The sequence below is a fragment of the Tepidamorphus sp. 3E244 genome (assembly GCF_046159835.1).
GTDB lineage: Bacteria > Pseudomonadota > Alphaproteobacteria > Rhizobiales > Tepidamorphaceae > JACKJK01.
Map to the genome: position 1 here is coordinate 869,882 of NZ_JBJXCY010000001.1, position 15,334 is coordinate 885,215.

The window sequence follows — 15,334 nt, forward strand, 5'->3', positions numbered from 1 at the left end:
GTCCCGCTACTCGGCGGCGGCGGGAAGCTTGTCGTTGCCGCGGTCGCGGTCGTTGGCGGGGTTGCCCGGCGAACCGGCCTTCTCGGCCCGGCTGCCGCTCATGTCGGCACGGCGCTCGCCGAACCCGAACCACTGTCGCACGAACCCGACGAGACCTCTGATCTGCTGGCCGAACACGGTCGGTGCGGCGAGCATGGTCGGGATCACGATCAGCGTCAGCAGGGTCGAGAACCCGAGGCCGAAGATGATCGCCGTGGACAACTGAACCCACCAGGTGGACGTGATGCCGCCGACTTCCACTTCACGCGCGAAGAAGTTGACCGTGACCTGCGTCGCCATCGGAATCAGGCCCATCATGGTCGTGAAGGTCGTCAGGAAGATCGGCCGCAGGCGCTGTGCCGCTGTCTGCAAGATGGCATCGATCGGGTTGACGCCCAGTTCGCGGTGCATCCGGTTGTAGGTGTCCATCAAGACGATGGCGTTGTTCACGACGATGCCGGCAAGCGCGACGACGCCGGTGCCCGTCATGATGACAGAGAACCGCTGCCCGGTGACCAGCATGCCGATCAGCACGCCCGTGACGCCGAGGATGACGGTCATCAGCGTCAGGATCGTCTGGTAGAAACTGTTGAACTGCGTCACCAGGATCACGAACATCAGGAAGACGGCAGCCATCGCCGCCTTTCCGAGGAACGCCATGGATTCTTTCTGGTCCTCGTCGGCACCGCGGAAGCGGAACGCAACGCCGTTCTGCCACTCCTGGCCCTTCAGCCAAGCATCGACCTCATCGACCTTTTCCTGTGCGACGAGCCCTTCCTGAACATTGGCCTTCACCTGCATGGAGAAGGCGCCGTTCTGGCGGGTGATGGTCGTGACCTTCGGCTGCGCCTCGCGCGTCACGAAGTTCGACAGCGGCACGAGACCGCGCTCGGTCTGCACGCGCAGTCCGTCCATCTGCTCGAGCGAGCGCTCGTCCTCGGGCAGCCGCACGCGAATGTCGATTTCGTCGTCGCTGTCGTCCGGGCGGTAGGTGCCGACAAGCACGCCGTCGGTGACCAACTGGATGATGACGCCGATGGCCGTGATGTCCGCACCGAAACGCGCGGCCTGTTCTCGGTCAACGTTCAGGCGCCACTCGATGCCGGGCAGGGGACGGGAATCCTCGATGTCCCGTAGCCCTTCCATGCCGGTCTTGAAGTGGTCGGAGATGCGCGCCGTGGCCGCCAAAACCTTGTCGTAGCTCTGGGCGGTGACTTCCAGCCGGATATCCTTGCCGGTCGGCGGGCCGCCTTCGATCTTGCGGATTTCCACGCGCATGCCCGGCATGTCGGCGGTGCGGGCGCGAATGTCATCGAAGATCTCGCTGGCCATGCGGCGGCAGCAATAATCGTTGAGCTCGATGGTGACCTGACCGACGGAATCGACCGGCTTGTCCTCGGACTCGCCAAGCTTTGGCTGCCCGGCGGGCGCGGTGCCCGCAACGGTGATGGCGTGCTTGACGCCAGGCACCTGGACGACCTCGTTCTCGACGCGCACGACGATGTCGCGCATTTCCTGCGGCGACAGGTTGCCGCGTGCCGACACCATCACGACGGCGCGTTCCGGCTCTTCTTCCACGAAGAACTCGACACCGTTGTTGTACTGCCCGAACAGGTAGAAGACGGCGACAGTCGTGCCGAGCGCGAGCACGATCACCAGCGCCGGCCACCGGATTATATGGGCGAGCGAGCGCACGTAGACACCGGTAATGCCGGGAACCTTGGCGTAGTTGGTCTGCGAATTGCCGGCCAGCAGCTTGGCACGCTTCTGCGCTTCCAGGTCGGCTTCGCTCGGTCCGTGATCGGGGCGGCCGATCAGCCGCCTGTAGGTGTTGTGCGACGCCATGATGGCACCGGCCATCAGCCCGCCGGTGACCGGCAGGAAGACCATGGCCGTCACGATGGAGGCGGCCAGGACCACGATCACCATGAGGGGCAGGTAGCTCATGAACTCGCCGGCAACGCCCGGCCACAGCAGCATCGGGATGAAGGCGGCAAGCGTCGTGGCGGTGGACGAGAAGACCGGCCAGAACATGCGCTGGGCGGCGCGGATATAGGCCTCGCGGGGGTCTACGCCTTCCGCCATTTTCCGCTCGGCATATTCCACGATGACGATCGCGCCGTCGACGAGCATGCCGGTCGTCAGCACCAGCCCGAACAGCACCATGATGTTCACGGTCATGCCGGCGAGGTTGATGATGAGGAAGCCGAGCAGGAACGAGGTCGGGATCGCGAAGCCGACGAGGAGCGCCGAACGCGCGCCCAGCGCGGCGACGACGACGATCATCACCAGGCAGATGGCCGTGATGATCGACGACTGCAGCGAGCTGAGAACCTCGAAGATGTGGCTGGATTCATCCAGCGCGAAATCGACGTTGATGGCGTCCGGCCATTCCGCCGTCGCCTCCTTCACCATGTCGCGCACGGCGGCGTTGTTCTCGACGATGTTGGTGCCGAGGCGCTTCTTCACCTCCAGCGAGATCGAGGGCTTGCCGTCGAAGCGTGAATAGGTGGAGGCATCCTTGAAGGTGCGGCGGATCTCGGCCACGTCGCCAAGCGTTACCAGCGCGTCGCCGTTCTGGCTGATCGGGATCGAATAGATGTCGCTGGTCGTCTCGAACAGCCCCGGCACCTTCACGTTGAAGCTGCCCTGTCCGGTCTCGATGGAGCCGGCGGCGACCATGCGGTTGTTGTTGGTGACGGCGTTGTAGAGCTGCTGCTGGGAGATGTTGTAGCTCTCCAGCTTGGTCTGATCGACGATCACCTCGACAAGCTCGTCGCGCTGGCCCGAGAGGGTCGCTTCCAGCACCGTCGAAATGCTCTCGATCCGGTCCTGCAGGTTCTTGGCGTACTGGTAGAGCGTACGCTCCGGCACGTTGCCCGACAGGTTCACGACGATGGTGGGGATCAACGAGAAGTTCGTCTCGATGACCTGCGGTTCTTCCGCATCGGCGGGAAGTTCCGCCTGCGCCTGGTCCACCTTCTCGCGAACGTCGAGAAGAGCCTGGTCCTTGTCGAAGGAAATGTCGAATTCCAGCACGATGCCGGCATGGCCTTCACTGGCGATGCCGGTGATTTCCTTCAGGCCGTCCAGCCCGCGTAGTTCCGTTTCCATCGGCCGGATCAGCAGGCGCTCGGCGTCTTCCGGCGAGATGCCCTGCTGGGCGATGGAGACATAGAACACCGGAACGTCGATGTCCGGGTTGGCTTCCTTCGGGATCGTGACGTAGCTGAGGATGCCGCCGATCAGCATCGCGATCATCACCGTCACCACGGCGCGCGGATGCGACAGGATGGTGCCGATCGGCCCCATCTTCGGCTTGGCGTTGACGTCCTGACTGTCGTCGTCAGGGTCGAGAATTTCGTCGTTGAAGGACATTACTCACCGGCCTCCGCCGTCACGATGACAGGCTCCACCTTGGCGCCGTCCACCACGTATTCCTGGCCCTGGACAATCAGGTCGATGTTGTCGGGCAGGCCGCCGACCCACACGCCGCCTTCTTCGTCGGCAAGGATCGTCGCGGAATGAAACTTGACCACCTGGTCATCGCCCACCGTGCGCACGCCGATATCGCCGCTGTCGCGTAGCACCAGCGCCGAACCCGGAAGCAGGTGCGCCTTCTGGGTTGGGAGGGGGACTTCGATTTCCGCCGTCACGCCGTCGCGCAGGCCGCCCTGGCCGTTGTCGAGCGTGACCTCGATGCGGAAGGTGCGTGTGGCGGGATCGGAGGCCGCCGAGATGTATGTCAGCTTGCCATTGAACTCGCCGCCCGTGACGGGGCGAACGGTTGCGTCGATGCCAAGGCGCACGCCGGCAAGCTCGCGTTCGGAAACCTGTGCGAAGGCCAGCATCGGGTCGATGCTGACGATCCCGGCACACACGTCACCGGCACGCAGCAGCGAGCCGCGACGAACCTCCAGCGTCTCCACGATGCCGTCGATCGGGGCATGGATCGCGGTGCGCGCCATGTCCCACTTCACGGCTTCCACGGAGGCGAGCGCCGCGTCGCGCTGGGCCTTCAGCGTGCGAACCCGCGTCTTTGGCGTGTAGCCCTTCTTCGCAAGCTCCAATGCGCCGGAATAGTCTTCTTCGGCCTGCACGAGCTGGGCTTCGGCCTGCGCCAGCTGGGCTTCGCGCGTGCGCGTGTCGAGCCGGCACAGCAGGTCGCCGCGTGAGACGTCCTGGCCCTTGGAAACGGCCAGTTCCTCAATGGTGCCCTCGGTTTCTGCGCGCACATCGACACGGTCCTCCGCCTGCGTGCGCCCGCGCAGCAGGAGCGAGGACTGGCGCTCGCGCGCCTCCATCTTGCGAACGGATACGCGTTGCAACGTGTCGCCGGTGTCGGTTTCGGCCTGCTCGGCGATGGAGGGCTTGGTGTCTTCCTGGCCGCCCACGACAATGCTGCCGGAGTAGATCCAGGCACCGAGACCGATGACGATGGCAAGCGCCAGAAGGTAGGATTTGTTCATGGACCCGGGTCCCTATTCCGCTGCCAGCTGCGTGCTGGCGCGCCCCAGCGCGACGAGTTCATCGCGGGTGGCTTTCAGGTAATCGTGCTTGGCACGGTGCATGTGCGTGGCCATCTTCAGGACCCACTTGCTCGACGGGTGGTCACACTCGTCCCGCTTCGTGGCGAAATCCTGAGCGAGCGCGTCGATCTCGGCGATGCGCGTGTCGATGACCTCGGCCAGCCGGTCCTGCGGCAGGTGCTCGGCGCACAGCGCGAGAAGCAGGAATTCCGACTTCATCTTGTCGGGCGCAACCGGCTGCATGAGCTGATGCACCAGCGCCTCGCGGCCTTTGTCGGTGATGGCGTAGACGTTGCGGGAGGGGCGGCTTTCCTGGACCTCGACGCGGCGCGTCACCAGTCCTTCGGATTCCAGCCGGTCAAGCGCGGGGTAGATCGCACCGAAGCTGGCATCGACGAAATGGCTGAAATTACCTTCCGTGGAGGCCTTGCGGATGTCGTATCCGGAAGCCTCTCCGAAGGAGAGAAACGCCAGGCAAAGCGTACTTACATTCATGGATCGGCTGTCTTTCGCCCGTTCAATGTGTCCGGGCACCGCGCGGCTGCAGGACTGGCGGCCGGATGCCCTCCGGCCCACACCGGACCGGTCGTTGCGGCGCACCATGCCGCTACGATAACCGCGCATATAGCTATCCGATATATGCTGGTCAAGCATATGACAAAATGTCATATCCACCACCTGTCGCCCACCGGCACGTTTCGGGCTAGAATTTAGCGATGCTGCGTCGCAAAACGAGCGGAAAGGGTGAAAGATTGATGCGAATTCTGCCGCGAATCTTTCTGAATGATCCTTTATTCCGACTCTTAACTGTAAATTGCGGCATCGGCACAGTCGTTGCCGCAATGATCGTGACCCTGCTGCTTGTCGCCGATGTGCACGGGATCGGTTCGCTTGTGTTGAATACCCAGTCACCCGTGGTGGCTGTTGCGTTGCTCTTCGGCGGCTTCTTCATCACTTTCACCAGCGCGGACATGGGCTGGGCGATCATGCGGCTCGGCACGGTCGAGCGAGAGGCCGGTGGTGGTGGACACGCTGCAAGGGCAGGGCTGGTGCCATTGCCGGTGACAGTTCCGGTTCAGGCGCGACGGCAGCGCTGAGCGCTCGGGATAGGTCGGGACACGCGAAAAGCGCCCTGAAACGCGAAAAGCCCGGCTCGGTCGCCGGGCTTTCCTGGAATTCTCGGTGCGCGTGAGCGCCGTTCGGGCTTACTCCGACATTGACTTCAGGTAGGCGATGACGTCGTTGCGGTCCGATTCCTTCTTCAGCTTCAGCGACATCTTGGACTTGCCGTCGACGAAATCCTTCGGATCGTAGAGGTAGGCGAACAGGTGCTCTTCCGTCCAGGCGCCGAGTTCCTCGCCCTTCGTCTTGATATCGTCGCCGTACTTGTAATCCTCGACGCTGGCAATCTGGCGCCCGACAATGCCGTTGAGCTGCGGGCCGACCTTGTTCTTCGCACCCTCGCCAACTTCGTGGCAGGCCTTGCACTTGCGGAAAACCTTCTCGCCCTTGGCGGCATCACCCTCGGCATAGGTGCCCATGTCGGCGGCGTGGGCGAACGAGGTGGCCGCGAACAGGGCGGCGGCGGCAATCATGGTGCGTTTCATGGCTGTTTCCTCTGACGTCACGATTTTTCGTTGGGGGATTTTAGGGCGTTGCACACCCTGTGAAACAATGAGGCAGATCGTCACGCCCGCATGTCAGGCCTTGTCGTCGCGGGCGCAGAACACTTCATAGAGCACGCCGATCATCTTGGCGGCTTCTGGGCTTGCGAGCCGGTAATAGACCGATTTTCCGTCGCGCCGGGTTGCGACGAGACCTTCCGAACGCAGCCGTGCAAGCTGCTGGGAAACCGTGGGCTGGCGCAGCGACAGGAACGATTCCATCTCGCCGACAGATTTCTCGCCCTGGCTGAGGAAGCACAGGATCATCAGCCGGGTCTCATGGCTCAGCGTTCGCAGGAAGTCGGCAGCGCGCGCGGCGTTGTCGAACAGGACGTCGAAGTCGTCTTCGCTCAGCTGTTTTGTCGCGGTTGTGTTCGCGTTCTGGAGTTCAGTCATCCGGTTCTTTGTCCCAGTCGTCTTGTAGGCGGAAAGGAAGGCTCAGGTGTTTTCGGGTGTCTCGGACGTTGTGGGCTTTAGCTTGACCATCAACCGGCCCAGCAGGCCCCAGAAGAAATCTTCTCCGGGATAGCCCCGGATTCGGCCGATTTCGCGGCCCTCGTGCATCAGAACGAAGGTCGGCGTGAAGCGGCCGGGATTGATGCCGGCCAGGTCGTCCGGTAGCGGCTTGTGAATGTCGACGCGGCGCAGCGGTGCCAGCTTGCCCTCGGGCGACTTGGGGTAGATCGGCCCGATGACCCGGTGCCATTCGGCGCACCACTCGCACCGGTCCTGCTCGAACATGACGAGTTCCGTCTTGCCGGTCGCGGCAAGCGTCGAGCTGAGCGCAACGGCAACGAGTGCCAGTGCAGCAAGGATGTTGACGGCGAGTGCCCGCATGGTGTCCAGCGTGTTCCCTTGGATGTGCGATCAGACAGGCTGATCGCAAGCGCGAGTGGGGCGACTTTGCCGCACCCGGCATATTCGGGTTGACCTCATAGCATACTGAAATACGAATATGTAGTGCCGGATCGCATGATGCCAATCACGGCCAATTGACTTTCACCGGGCAAGCACGCGGTGACATTGAGAGCGCGCCACACGCGCCGGGCCGATGCCGGCCAGATAGGGAGTATTGCATGTTCGACGTCACCCTGACCGGGGCTTTTCTCGCCGGCCTGTTGTCCTTCGTCTCGCCCTGCGTGCTGCCGCTCGTTCCGCCATACCTGTGCTTCCTCGCCGGCGTCAGCCTCGATGAGTTGACCAGCGCCGACACGCTGAGCGCCGCGCGTAGCCGCGTCATCAAGTCGTCGCTCGCCTTCGTGCTTGGCTTCACCGCCGTCTTCGTGGCGCTCGGCGCGAGCGCATCGCTCATCGGGCAATGGGTCAGCGCCAACCTCGAACTCCTCGGCTACGTGGCCGGCGTCATCATCATCCTGATGGGCCTGCACTTCCTCGGCGTCTTCCGCATCGCGTTCCTGTACCGCGAGGCGCGCGTCCACGTGGAGCGCAAGCCGACAGGCGTTGTCGGGGCCTTCTTCGTCGGCGTCGCCTTTGCGTTCGGGTGGACGCCCTGCGTCGGTCCGGTGCTGGCGGCCATTCTCTTCGTCGCTGGCGCGGAGGACACCGTCGCGCGCGGGGCATTGCTGCTCGCTGTCTACGCACTCGGCATCGGCATCCCGTTCATGGTCGCGGCGCTGTTTGCCGGTCCGTTCCTGCGCCTGATGCAGCGCTTCAAGCGCCACATGGGCACGGTGGAAAAGATCATGGGTGCGCTGCTGGTCATCACCGGCATCCTGTTTCTCACCGGCCAAATGTCGGAATTCTCCTACTGGCTGCTGGAAACCTTCCCCTCGCTCGGCAAGGTCGAGGGGCTTGTCGGCGGACCGGGCGGCGACTGATCCGGCGTCCCGCCGAAAGATGTATTCAAATGTTCGAATATTGGAATTGATCTATTCGATTCCCGTTGGTAGGGTCTGCACGAATGGCATGGCAGGGCTTGCCATCCGGCGGCCGATGGATCGAGAATCCGGGCCGTTTGGACGTTTTGCCTGATATGCTATCGACAGCCCCGCCCGGACACGGGAAGAAGGGCTGGATAAACCCGGAGGGAACCAGGAAATGAAATCAATTCGTTCGGGCATCGCCCGTGGCGCGGCGCTTGCGGCAGGACTGGCATTCCTGTCGGTTCCCGCTCTCGCCAATGAATTCGTGAAATACGAAGTGACGGACGGCGAGATCGCCAAGTCCCTCACCGGTCAGGCCGGCGACCCGGAAGCGGGCAAGGCCGCGATGATCAACCGCCGAGGCGGCAACTGCCTGGCCTGCCACGAAGTTTCTGCGCTGTCCGACCAGCCGTTTCACGGTGAAGTCGGCCCGTCGCTCGATGGCGCCGGAAGCCGCTGGAGCGAGGGCGAGCTGCGCCTGATCGTGGCCAATTCCAAGGCTGTCTTCGAAGACACGATCATGCCGGCCTTCCATCGCACCGAAGGCCTCAACCGGGTTGCCGAGAAATTCCAGGGCAAGACCATCCTCTCGGCTCAGGAAGTCGAGGATGTCGTCGCCTATCTTATGACGCTGAAGGACGAGTAACCGGCGCTTGAGCTTGCGCAAGCAGCGCCCGGAACTTCGAAAAGGGAAAACGCAATGACTGCAATGATCACGCGCCGCACGGCCCTTGCCCTTGGCGGGGCAGCCATCGTGACCGGCATCGTCGGCCTTCCGGCCACGCCGGCATGGTCGGCCGAAACCGACGACCGCATCAATGAATTCGCCGGCGGCACCGCGCCGCAGGAGGGCCGCGTCTCCATCGACGCCCCGGAAATCGCCGAGAACGGCAACACCGTTCCCGTCGGGATTTCGGTGGAAAGCCCGATGACCTCCGAAGACTACGTGGAATCGGTGCTGATCCTCGCCGACGGCAACCCGCGCCCTGGCGTGGCGACGTTCCACTTCTCGCCGATGAGCGGCGAAGCCACCGCCCAGACCCGCATGCGCCTTGCGAAGACGCAGGACGTTGTCGCGCTCGCCAAGATGAGCGACGGCTCCGTCTACATGTCGCGGCGCACCGTGAAGGTCACGATCGGTGGTTGCGGCGGCTGATCAGCCGTTTCGCGAACTGATCGATCCCGCTTCACAGATTTTCTGGAGAGACCAAAATGGCCAATGCAAAGCCCCGCGTGAAAGTGCCGAAATCGGCCGACGCCGGTGAAGTCATCACCATCAAGACCCTGATCAGCCACAAGATGGAATCGGGTCAGCGCAAGGACAAGGACGGCAACGTCATTCCGCGTTCGATCATCAACAAGTTCACCTGCGAATTTAACGGCAACATGGTGTTCGGTTGCGATCTGGAACCGGCAATTTCGGCCAACCCCTTCTTCGAGTTCACGGCGAAGGTCGAGGAGTCCGGCACGTTCAAGTTCACCTGGAACGATGACGACGGCTCCGTCTACGAGACCTCGAACGAGATCGAGGTCGGCTGAGCCGCTGCGTGAGGCAACAATATAAAAGGCGCGGCGGCATCGCCGACCGCGTCACGGAGGGAACCTGACGATGAAGAAACTGACTTACGCAGCCGCAGGATTGGCGATCGCCGGGCTGGTGACCGCCGGTGCTGTTTCGGTCTCAGCAGATGACGAGCCGAAGCTGATCATCGAGGGTCAGGAAATGACCACGGTCGTGGCCGTTCCGGAGGATCATCCGCTTTCGCCGGAGATCAAGTCGGGCTGGGAGTACCGGTCCAAGGAAACCCAGGTGCTCGAAACCGACGACTTCCAGAACCCGGCCATGCTGACCGCTGAAGTGGGGCAGGACCTGTGGGCCTCGGTTGACGGCAGCGAAGGCAAGTCCTGCGAGAGCTGCCACGGCGACGCATCCGAGAGCATGAAGGGCGTTCGCGCCAACATGCCCAAGTGGAACGAGGCGGCGAACAAGCCGCTGACGCTGGAAGAAACCATCAACGACTGCCGCACCGAGCGTATGGGCGCGGAAGCCTGGAAGTGGGAATCCCAGCAGATGCTGGGCATGACGTCCTACGTGGGGCTTCAGTCCCGCGGCATGCCGATGCAGGTGCAGACCGACGGTCCGATGGCCTCATGGGTGGAGAAGGGCAAGGACCTCTACTACACCCGCGTCGGCCAGCTCGACCTGTCCTGTGCCAACTGCCACGAGAACAACTACGGCAACTACATCCGCGCCGACCGTCTCAGCCAGGGCATGATCAACGGCTTCCCGACTTACCGCCTGAAGTGGAGCGGTGTCGGTTCGATCCACCGCCGCTTCAAGGGCTGCATGGACCAGGTTCGTGCCACCCCCTACAAGCGCGGCTCTGACGAATTCGTCGCTCTCGAGGTGTATCTTGCCTCGCGCGGCGCAGGGCTCTCCATCGAAAGCCCGGCTGTCCGCAACTGACGAGCGGCTCGCAAGATTGTCCGGCGGCGGCGCGACTGCCGCCGGAATTTTGAACAAGACCAAGCAAGCCCGAACCTCGAACGGATCAGGCAGCCTTCGCGCTGCAACGGGGAAGGTGCGCGCTTTTTTCGCCCCGGCACGCCCGGCCCCTGGCACGCCCGGCCCACTGACACGAAAACCCGTTCGGAAAGTTTGAACCGTGAGCATTTTCTCCAGACGCGAATTCCTGCAGGTGGCGCTGGCCACCACCGCGATCGTCGGTGGCGGGTCACTCAGCATGAGCCGGCTGGCAGCCCAGCAGAGCCTGACCGAGGCAGACCTCCTCGGCTTCGAGCCGCTCGGCAACGTTTCCTTGATCCACATCACTGACTGCCACGCGCAGATCAAGCCGATCTATTTCCGCGAGCCGTCGATCAATCTCGGCGTCGGCGAAGCGGCCGGCCTGCCGCCGCACATCACCGGCGAGGCCTTCCTCAAGGCCTACGACATCGCGCCCGGCAGCTCGCACGCCTACGCGCTGACCAGCGTCGACTTCGTCGATCTGGCGCGCGAATACGGCAAGGTCGGCGGCATGGACCGCGTCGCGACGGTGGTGAAGTCCATCCGCGAGGAGCGCGGCGCCGACAACACGCTGCTGCTGGACGGCGGCGACACCTGGCACGGCAGCTACACGGCGCTGGAAACCAGGGGCGCGGACATGGTCGAGATCATGCAGGCGCTGCAGCCTGACGCCATGACCGGCCACTGGGAATTCACCCTCGGTCAGGACCGTGTCACAGAGTTGGTCGACCAGCTTGGCTTCGCGTTCCTCGGCGGCAACGTGCGCGACACCGAGTGGGACGAGCCGGCATTCGAATCCACCGCGTGGTTCGAGCGCGGCGGCGTGAAGATCGCCGTCATCGGCCAGGCCTTCCCCTACACGCCCATCGCCAACCCGCGCTGGATGATGCCGGACTGGTCCTTCGGCGTGCGCGAGGAAGACGTGCAGGCCAACGTCGATGCCGCTCGCGAGGAAGGGGCCGAACTCGTCGTCTTCCTGTCGCACAACGGTTTCGACGTGGACCGCAAGCTGGCCTCCCGCGTAAAGGGCATCGACGTCATCCTCACCGGCCACACCCACGACGCGCTGCCCGAGCCCGTTGTCGTCGAAAAGACGCTGCTGATCGCGTCCGGCTCCAACTCCAAGTTCATCTCGCGCATCGATCTCGACATCCGCGATGGCGAGATGAAGGGCTGGCGCCACAAGCTGATCCCGATCTTCTCCGACGTCATCACGCCGGATGCGGAGATGTCGGCGCTCATCGACAAGGTACGCGCGCCCTACGAGGAGAAGCTGAACACCGTCGTCGGCAAGACGGATTCGCTGCTCTACCGCCGTGGCAACTTCAACGGCACCTTCGATGACCTGATCTGCGCCGCCATGCTCGAGGAACGCGAGGCCGATATCGCGCTGTCGCCGGGGTTCCGCTGGGGCACGTCGCTGCTGCCGGGGCAGGACATCACCACCGACGACATCTTCAACGCCACCGGCATGACCTATCCGGCGACGTACAGGCTGCCGATGACGGGCCAGTTCCTGCACGAGATCCTGGAGGACGTGGCCGACAACCTGTTCAACCCCGACCCCTACTACCAACAGGGCGGCGACATGGTTCGCGTCGGCGGCATGGGCTACACGATCGACCCCACCAAGACCATCGGCAACCGCATCTCCGACATGACGCTGCTCGCCACCGGCGAGCCGATCGACCCGTCGCGCGAATACAACGTCGCGGGCTGGGCGAGCGTCAACGAGGGCACCGAGGGCCCGCCGATCTGGGATGTCGTCACCGACTGGGTCTCCAAGCAGGACACCGTGAAACTACCGGAAAATCGAGCCGTGAAGGTCGTCGGCATCTGACGGCTGGACGCACGCTGCATTTCGAGGAGTGCATGAGATGAGCAAGAAAACTGATGGAACGACGAGCGAGCTGGTGATGCCCGCGCGCCGCGCGTTTCTGAAGGCGGGCGCTGCGGCAGGCGGCGTCGCCGCAGCCGGTGCGCTGGGCGGCCATGCCTTCGCCGCAGGCGATCCCGAGAACCAGGCGCCGAATGTCGCCGACTGGTCGAAATATCTCGGCGAGGGCGTGGATGCGCGGCCCTACGGCATGCCGTCGGAGTTTGAATCCCACGTCGTGCGCCGCAACGTGGAATGGCTTACGGCTTCTCCGGAATCCTCGGTGAACTTCACCCCGCTGCATGAACTCGACGGCATCATCACGCCCAACGGGTTGTGCTTCGAGCGCCACCACGGCGGCATCGCGGAAGTGGACCCGGCCGACTACCAGCTGATGATCAACGGACTGGTCGACAAGCCGCTGATCCTCACCATGCAGGATCTCATGCGCCTGCCGCGCGAGAACAAGATCTACTTCCTGGAATGCGCCGCCAACTCCGGCATGGAGTGGCGCGGGGCCCAGCTCAATGGCTGCCAGTTCACCCACGGCATGGTCCATTGCGTGATGTACACAGGTGTGCCACTGCGCATCATCCTGGAAGAAGCCGGCATCAAGACCAACGCCAAGTGGATCATGCCCGAAGGCGGCGATGCGGCTGCCATGAACCGCTCCATCCCGATGGAAAAGGCGCTCGACGACTGCCTGATCGCCTTCAAGATGAACGGCGAAGCGCTGCGGCCCGAGCAGGGCTATCCCGCCCGCCTCGTGGTGCCGGGCTGGGAAGGCAACATGTGGGTCAAGTGGATCCGCCGCATCGAGGTTGGCGACGAGCCGTGGCATGCACGCGAGGAAACCTCGAAATACACGGACCTGCTGGAAAACGGCAAGGCGCGCCGCTTCACCTGGGAGATGGACTGCAAGTCTGTCGTCACGAATCCCAGCCCGCAGGCACCGCTTCAGGTGAAGGGCCACAACATCCTGACCGGCCTTGCGTGGTCGGGCCGTGGCACGGTCGACCGCGTCGATATCACGCTGGACGGCGGCAAGAACTGGCGCACCGCGCGCATCGACGGCCCAGTGCTGCCCAAGTCCCTGACGCGCTTCTATTACGAGTTCGAGTGGAACGGCGAAGACCTGCTGCTGCAGTCACGCGCCATCGATTCCACCGGCTATATCCAGCCGACCAAGGACCAGCTTCGCGCGGTCCGTGGCGAGAACTCGATCTACCACAACAACGGCATTCAGACCTGGCACGTCCAGGCGAGCGGCGAGGTTGAAAATGTTGAAGTCTCCTAAGTTCACCGCGCTTGCAGCTCTGGCGCTTGCCGGATCGGTCTCGCTCACCGCAGCGCTTGCCGAGGGCAAGTACGGCGTCGGCCGTGAAGCGACCGCCGAAGAGGTCGCCGGCTGGGATATCGACGTGCGACCCGATGGCGAGGGCCTGCCGGAAGGCGAGGGATCGGTTTCGTTCGGCGAGGAAGTCTTCATCGAGCGCTGCGCGGCCTGCCACGGCGACTTCGCCGAGGGCATCGACCGTTGGCCGGTGCTGGCGGGCGGGCGCGGCACGCTCGCCTCGCAGGACCCGGTGAAGACCGTCGGCTCCTACTGGCCGTATCTCTCCACCGTCTACGACTACATCTATCGCGCCATGCCCTTTGGCGATGCGCAGTCGCTGACACCGGACGAGACCTACGCGGTCACCGCCTACATCCTCTACATGAACGACATCGTGTCGGACGAGGAGTTCGTCCTGTCCAAGGCCAACTTCACCGACATTCACCTGCCCAACGAAGGCAACTTCATTGAGGACAATCGGCCCGACACGCCGACGCTCGCACAGGGCGAGCCCTGCATGAGCGACTGCAAGGAAAGCGTCGAGATCACCGGTCGCGCGCGCGTTCTGGACGTGACGCCCGACACGCCCGACGACAATGAAGGCGGCGGCGGTATCGACTGAGCGGCCGGACCGCCCCATTTAGACCAGAAGGGCCCGCGGCCAATCGCGGGTTCTGAGGGGACAAGGAGCCGCGTTGAAGCTCCGCCCCGCCGAGGGAACGCACACGCATGGGTTTGACGCGGATCGGCGCGCGCATACGCGCCAGTTGGGAGAGGCTGCCTGCTGTCGGCCTTGCCGTTGCGGCAGCGCTTGTCGCCCTGCCGGTTCTGGCCAGCGATGACGAGGCCCATGTCCGCGGTCGCGAACTCTTCGTGAAATGCGAGCGCTGCCACGAACTCAATCCTGAGCACGGCAACCGCATCGGCCCCAACCTGTTCGATGTCGTTGGCCGCAAGGCAGGCGCGCTGGACGATTTCCGCTACTCCCGGGGCATGAAGGCTGCCGCCGAGGACGGCCTCGTCTGGACAGTGGAAAACATCGACAGGTTTCTTCAAAGCCCGCGCTCGGTCGTGCGGCGCACGTCCATGAGCTTTCGCGGGCTGGATGACGCAGGCGAGCGCGCCGACATCATCGCGTTCCTGCAAACCATCACGCCGGAAGATTTCGCGAGCCTGCCTGCGACCAGCGACCCCGCGGGCGCCGAGATGGGTGCGTCGGCAATCGCGCTCGAAGGCGACATCGATTACGGCGAGTATCTCTCCACCGAATGCGTGACCTGCCACCAGACGAGCGGGGCCGATGACGGCATCCCGGCAATCGTCGGGTGGCCGAAGGAGGAGTTCATCCGCGCGCTGTTTGAATACAAGACGAACGTGCGCGACCACGACGTCATGAAGCTCGTGACCAGCAGCCTCGGCGATGAAGAGATCGCGGCCCTGGCTGCCTATTTCGGCCAAGTGGGGCAATGACCCCGACACC

General features: G+C 63.7%; 16 protein-coding genes. 10 read left to right on the forward strand and 6 right to left on the reverse strand.

The features are described 5' to 3' along the window. Window positions 1-6: 6 nt before the first annotated feature. The 3 genes from ACKTEK_RS04140 to ACKTEK_RS04150 are packed head-to-tail and all read right to left on the reverse strand — an operon-like array spanning window position 7 to window position 5,063. The gene (locus ACKTEK_RS04140) at window positions 7-3,417 is read right to left on the reverse strand and encodes an efflux RND transporter permease subunit (protein ID WP_409163977.1); all 3,411 of its coding nucleotides are present in this window, start codon (window positions 3,415-3,417) and stop codon (window positions 7-9) included. Then, on the reverse strand, window positions 3,417-4,508 hold the full coding sequence (locus tag ACKTEK_RS04145) for an efflux RND transporter periplasmic adaptor subunit (RefSeq protein WP_409163978.1): 1,092 nt from the start codon (window positions 4,506-4,508) through the stop codon (window positions 3,417-3,419). The genes ACKTEK_RS04140 and ACKTEK_RS04145 overlap by 1 nt, the downstream gene beginning before the upstream one ends. A gap of 12 nt (window positions 4,509-4,520) precedes the next feature. Then, window positions 4,521-5,063: a helix-turn-helix transcriptional regulator gene (locus ACKTEK_RS04150; protein WP_409163979.1), complete on the reverse strand. Its 543-nt coding sequence runs from the start codon at window positions 5,061-5,063 to the stop codon at window positions 4,521-4,523. Between the two features lie 221 nt (window positions 5,064-5,284). Between ACKTEK_RS04150 and ACKTEK_RS04155 the strand changes: the two genes are divergently transcribed. Further along, window positions 5,285-5,665, forward strand: coding sequence for a hypothetical protein (locus ACKTEK_RS04155; RefSeq protein ID WP_409163980.1), 381 nt, complete (start codon window positions 5,285-5,287; stop codon window positions 5,663-5,665). Between the two features lie 108 nt (window positions 5,666-5,773). Here the strand turns inward: ACKTEK_RS04155 and ACKTEK_RS04160 are convergent, their stop codons facing one another. The 3 genes from ACKTEK_RS04160 to ACKTEK_RS04170 all read right to left on the reverse strand — a co-directional run bounded on the left by ACKTEK_RS04160 (window position 5,774) and on the right by ACKTEK_RS04170 (window position 7,069). Further along, entirely contained in the window at window positions 5,774-6,175 is a 402-nt protein-coding gene (locus ACKTEK_RS04160) for a c-type cytochrome (protein ID WP_409163981.1), read from the reverse strand. 93 nt (window positions 6,176-6,268) lie between these two features. Beyond that, entirely contained in the window at window positions 6,269-6,628 is a 360-nt protein-coding gene (locus ACKTEK_RS04165) for a metalloregulator ArsR/SmtB family transcription factor (RefSeq protein ID WP_409163982.1), read from the reverse strand. A 42-nt stretch (window positions 6,629-6,670) separates the two neighbouring features. After that, the gene (locus tag ACKTEK_RS04170) at window positions 6,671-7,069 is read right to left on the reverse strand and encodes a thioredoxin (protein ID WP_409163983.1); all 399 of its coding nucleotides are present in this window, start codon (window positions 7,067-7,069) and stop codon (window positions 6,671-6,673) included. 239 nt (window positions 7,070-7,308) lie between these two features. On the opposite strand from ACKTEK_RS04170, the gene ACKTEK_RS04175 reads away from it, so the two are divergent. From ACKTEK_RS04175 to ACKTEK_RS04215, 9 genes are all read left to right on the forward strand, one after another. After that, window positions 7,309-8,070, forward strand: a complete 762-nt coding sequence (locus ACKTEK_RS04175; RefSeq protein WP_409163984.1) for a cytochrome c biogenesis CcdA family protein — start codon at window positions 7,309-7,311, stop codon at window positions 8,068-8,070. A 220-nt stretch (window positions 8,071-8,290) separates the two neighbouring features. Further along, complete coding sequence (gene soxX, locus ACKTEK_RS04180; protein ID WP_409163985.1) at window positions 8,291-8,761, forward strand: sulfur oxidation c-type cytochrome SoxX; 471 nt, start codon at window positions 8,291-8,293, stop codon at window positions 8,759-8,761. Window positions 8,762-8,815: 54 nt separating this feature from the next. Then, on the forward strand, window positions 8,816-9,271 hold the full coding sequence (soxY, locus tag ACKTEK_RS04185) for a thiosulfate oxidation carrier protein SoxY (RefSeq protein ID WP_409163986.1): 456 nt from the start codon (window positions 8,816-8,818) through the stop codon (window positions 9,269-9,271). Between the two features lie 56 nt (window positions 9,272-9,327). Continuing rightward, window positions 9,328-9,654 (forward strand): thiosulfate oxidation carrier complex protein SoxZ, encoded by a 327-nt coding sequence (gene soxZ, locus ACKTEK_RS04190; protein ID WP_409163987.1) that lies wholly within the window; start codon window positions 9,328-9,330, stop codon window positions 9,652-9,654. Window positions 9,655-9,724: 70 nt separating this feature from the next. Beyond that, window positions 9,725-10,582, forward strand: coding sequence for a sulfur oxidation c-type cytochrome SoxA (gene soxA, locus ACKTEK_RS04195; RefSeq protein ID WP_409163988.1), 858 nt, complete (start codon window positions 9,725-9,727; stop codon window positions 10,580-10,582). Window positions 10,583-10,787: 205 nt separating this feature from the next. After that, entirely contained in the window at window positions 10,788-12,482 is a 1,695-nt protein-coding gene (soxB, locus tag ACKTEK_RS04200) for a thiosulfohydrolase SoxB (protein ID WP_409164880.1), read from the forward strand. 37 nt (window positions 12,483-12,519) lie between these two features. Continuing rightward, entirely contained in the window at window positions 12,520-13,815 is a 1,296-nt protein-coding gene (gene soxC, locus ACKTEK_RS04205; RefSeq protein WP_409163989.1) for a sulfite dehydrogenase, read from the forward strand. Continuing rightward, entirely contained in the window at window positions 13,799-14,476 is a 678-nt protein-coding gene (locus ACKTEK_RS04210) for a c-type cytochrome (RefSeq protein ID WP_409163990.1), read from the forward strand. The genes soxC and ACKTEK_RS04210 overlap by 17 nt, the downstream gene beginning before the upstream one ends. Before the next feature lie 107 nt (window positions 14,477-14,583). Next, window positions 14,584-15,324, forward strand: a complete 741-nt coding sequence (locus ACKTEK_RS04215; RefSeq protein ID WP_409163991.1) for a cytochrome C — start codon at window positions 14,584-14,586, stop codon at window positions 15,322-15,324. The last annotated feature ends 10 nt before the right edge of the window (window positions 15,325-15,334 follow it).

Excerpts from the sequence above, each read along its gene's own strand:
- soxC (WP_409163989.1), top strand. The coding sequence starts at position 12,520 with ATGAGCAAGAAAACTGATGGAACGACGAGCGAGCTGGTGATGCCCGCG.
- ACKTEK_RS04145 (WP_409163978.1), bottom strand. The coding sequence starts at position 4,508 with ATGAACAAATCCTACCTTCTGGCGCTTGCCATCGTCATCGGTCTCGGT.
- soxZ (WP_409163987.1), top strand. The coding sequence starts at position 9,328 with ATGGCCAATGCAAAGCCCCGCGTGAAAGTGCCGAAATCGGCCGACGCC.
- ACKTEK_RS04155 (WP_409163980.1), top strand. The coding sequence starts at position 5,285 with ATGCTGCGTCGCAAAACGAGCGGAAAGGGTGAAAGATTGATGCGAATT.
- soxA (WP_409163988.1), top strand. The coding sequence starts at position 9,725 with ATGAAGAAACTGACTTACGCAGCCGCAGGATTGGCGATCGCCGGGCTG.
- ACKTEK_RS04170 (WP_409163983.1), bottom strand. The coding sequence starts at position 7,069 with ATGCGGGCACTCGCCGTCAACATCCTTGCTGCACTGGCACTCGTTGCC.
- ACKTEK_RS04215 (WP_409163991.1), top strand. The coding sequence starts at position 14,584 with ATGGGTTTGACGCGGATCGGCGCGCGCATACGCGCCAGTTGGGAGAGG.
- ACKTEK_RS04160 (WP_409163981.1), bottom strand. The coding sequence starts at position 6,175 with ATGAAACGCACCATGATTGCCGCCGCCGCCCTGTTCGCGGCCACCTCG.
- ACKTEK_RS04175 (WP_409163984.1), top strand. The coding sequence starts at position 7,309 with ATGTTCGACGTCACCCTGACCGGGGCTTTTCTCGCCGGCCTGTTGTCC.
- ACKTEK_RS04210 (WP_409163990.1), top strand. The coding sequence starts at position 13,799 with ATGTTGAAGTCTCCTAAGTTCACCGCGCTTGCAGCTCTGGCGCTTGCC.
- soxY (WP_409163986.1), top strand. The coding sequence starts at position 8,816 with ATGACTGCAATGATCACGCGCCGCACGGCCCTTGCCCTTGGCGGGGCA.
- ACKTEK_RS04165 (WP_409163982.1), bottom strand. The coding sequence starts at position 6,628 with ATGACTGAACTCCAGAACGCGAACACAACCGCGACAAAACAGCTGAGC.
- ACKTEK_RS04150 (WP_409163979.1), bottom strand. The coding sequence starts at position 5,063 with ATGAATGTAAGTACGCTTTGCCTGGCGTTTCTCTCCTTCGGAGAGGCT.
- soxX (WP_409163985.1), top strand. The coding sequence starts at position 8,291 with ATGAAATCAATTCGTTCGGGCATCGCCCGTGGCGCGGCGCTTGCGGCA.
- ACKTEK_RS04140 (WP_409163977.1), bottom strand. The coding sequence starts at position 3,417 with ATGTCCTTCAACGACGAAATTCTCGACCCTGACGACGACAGTCAGGAC.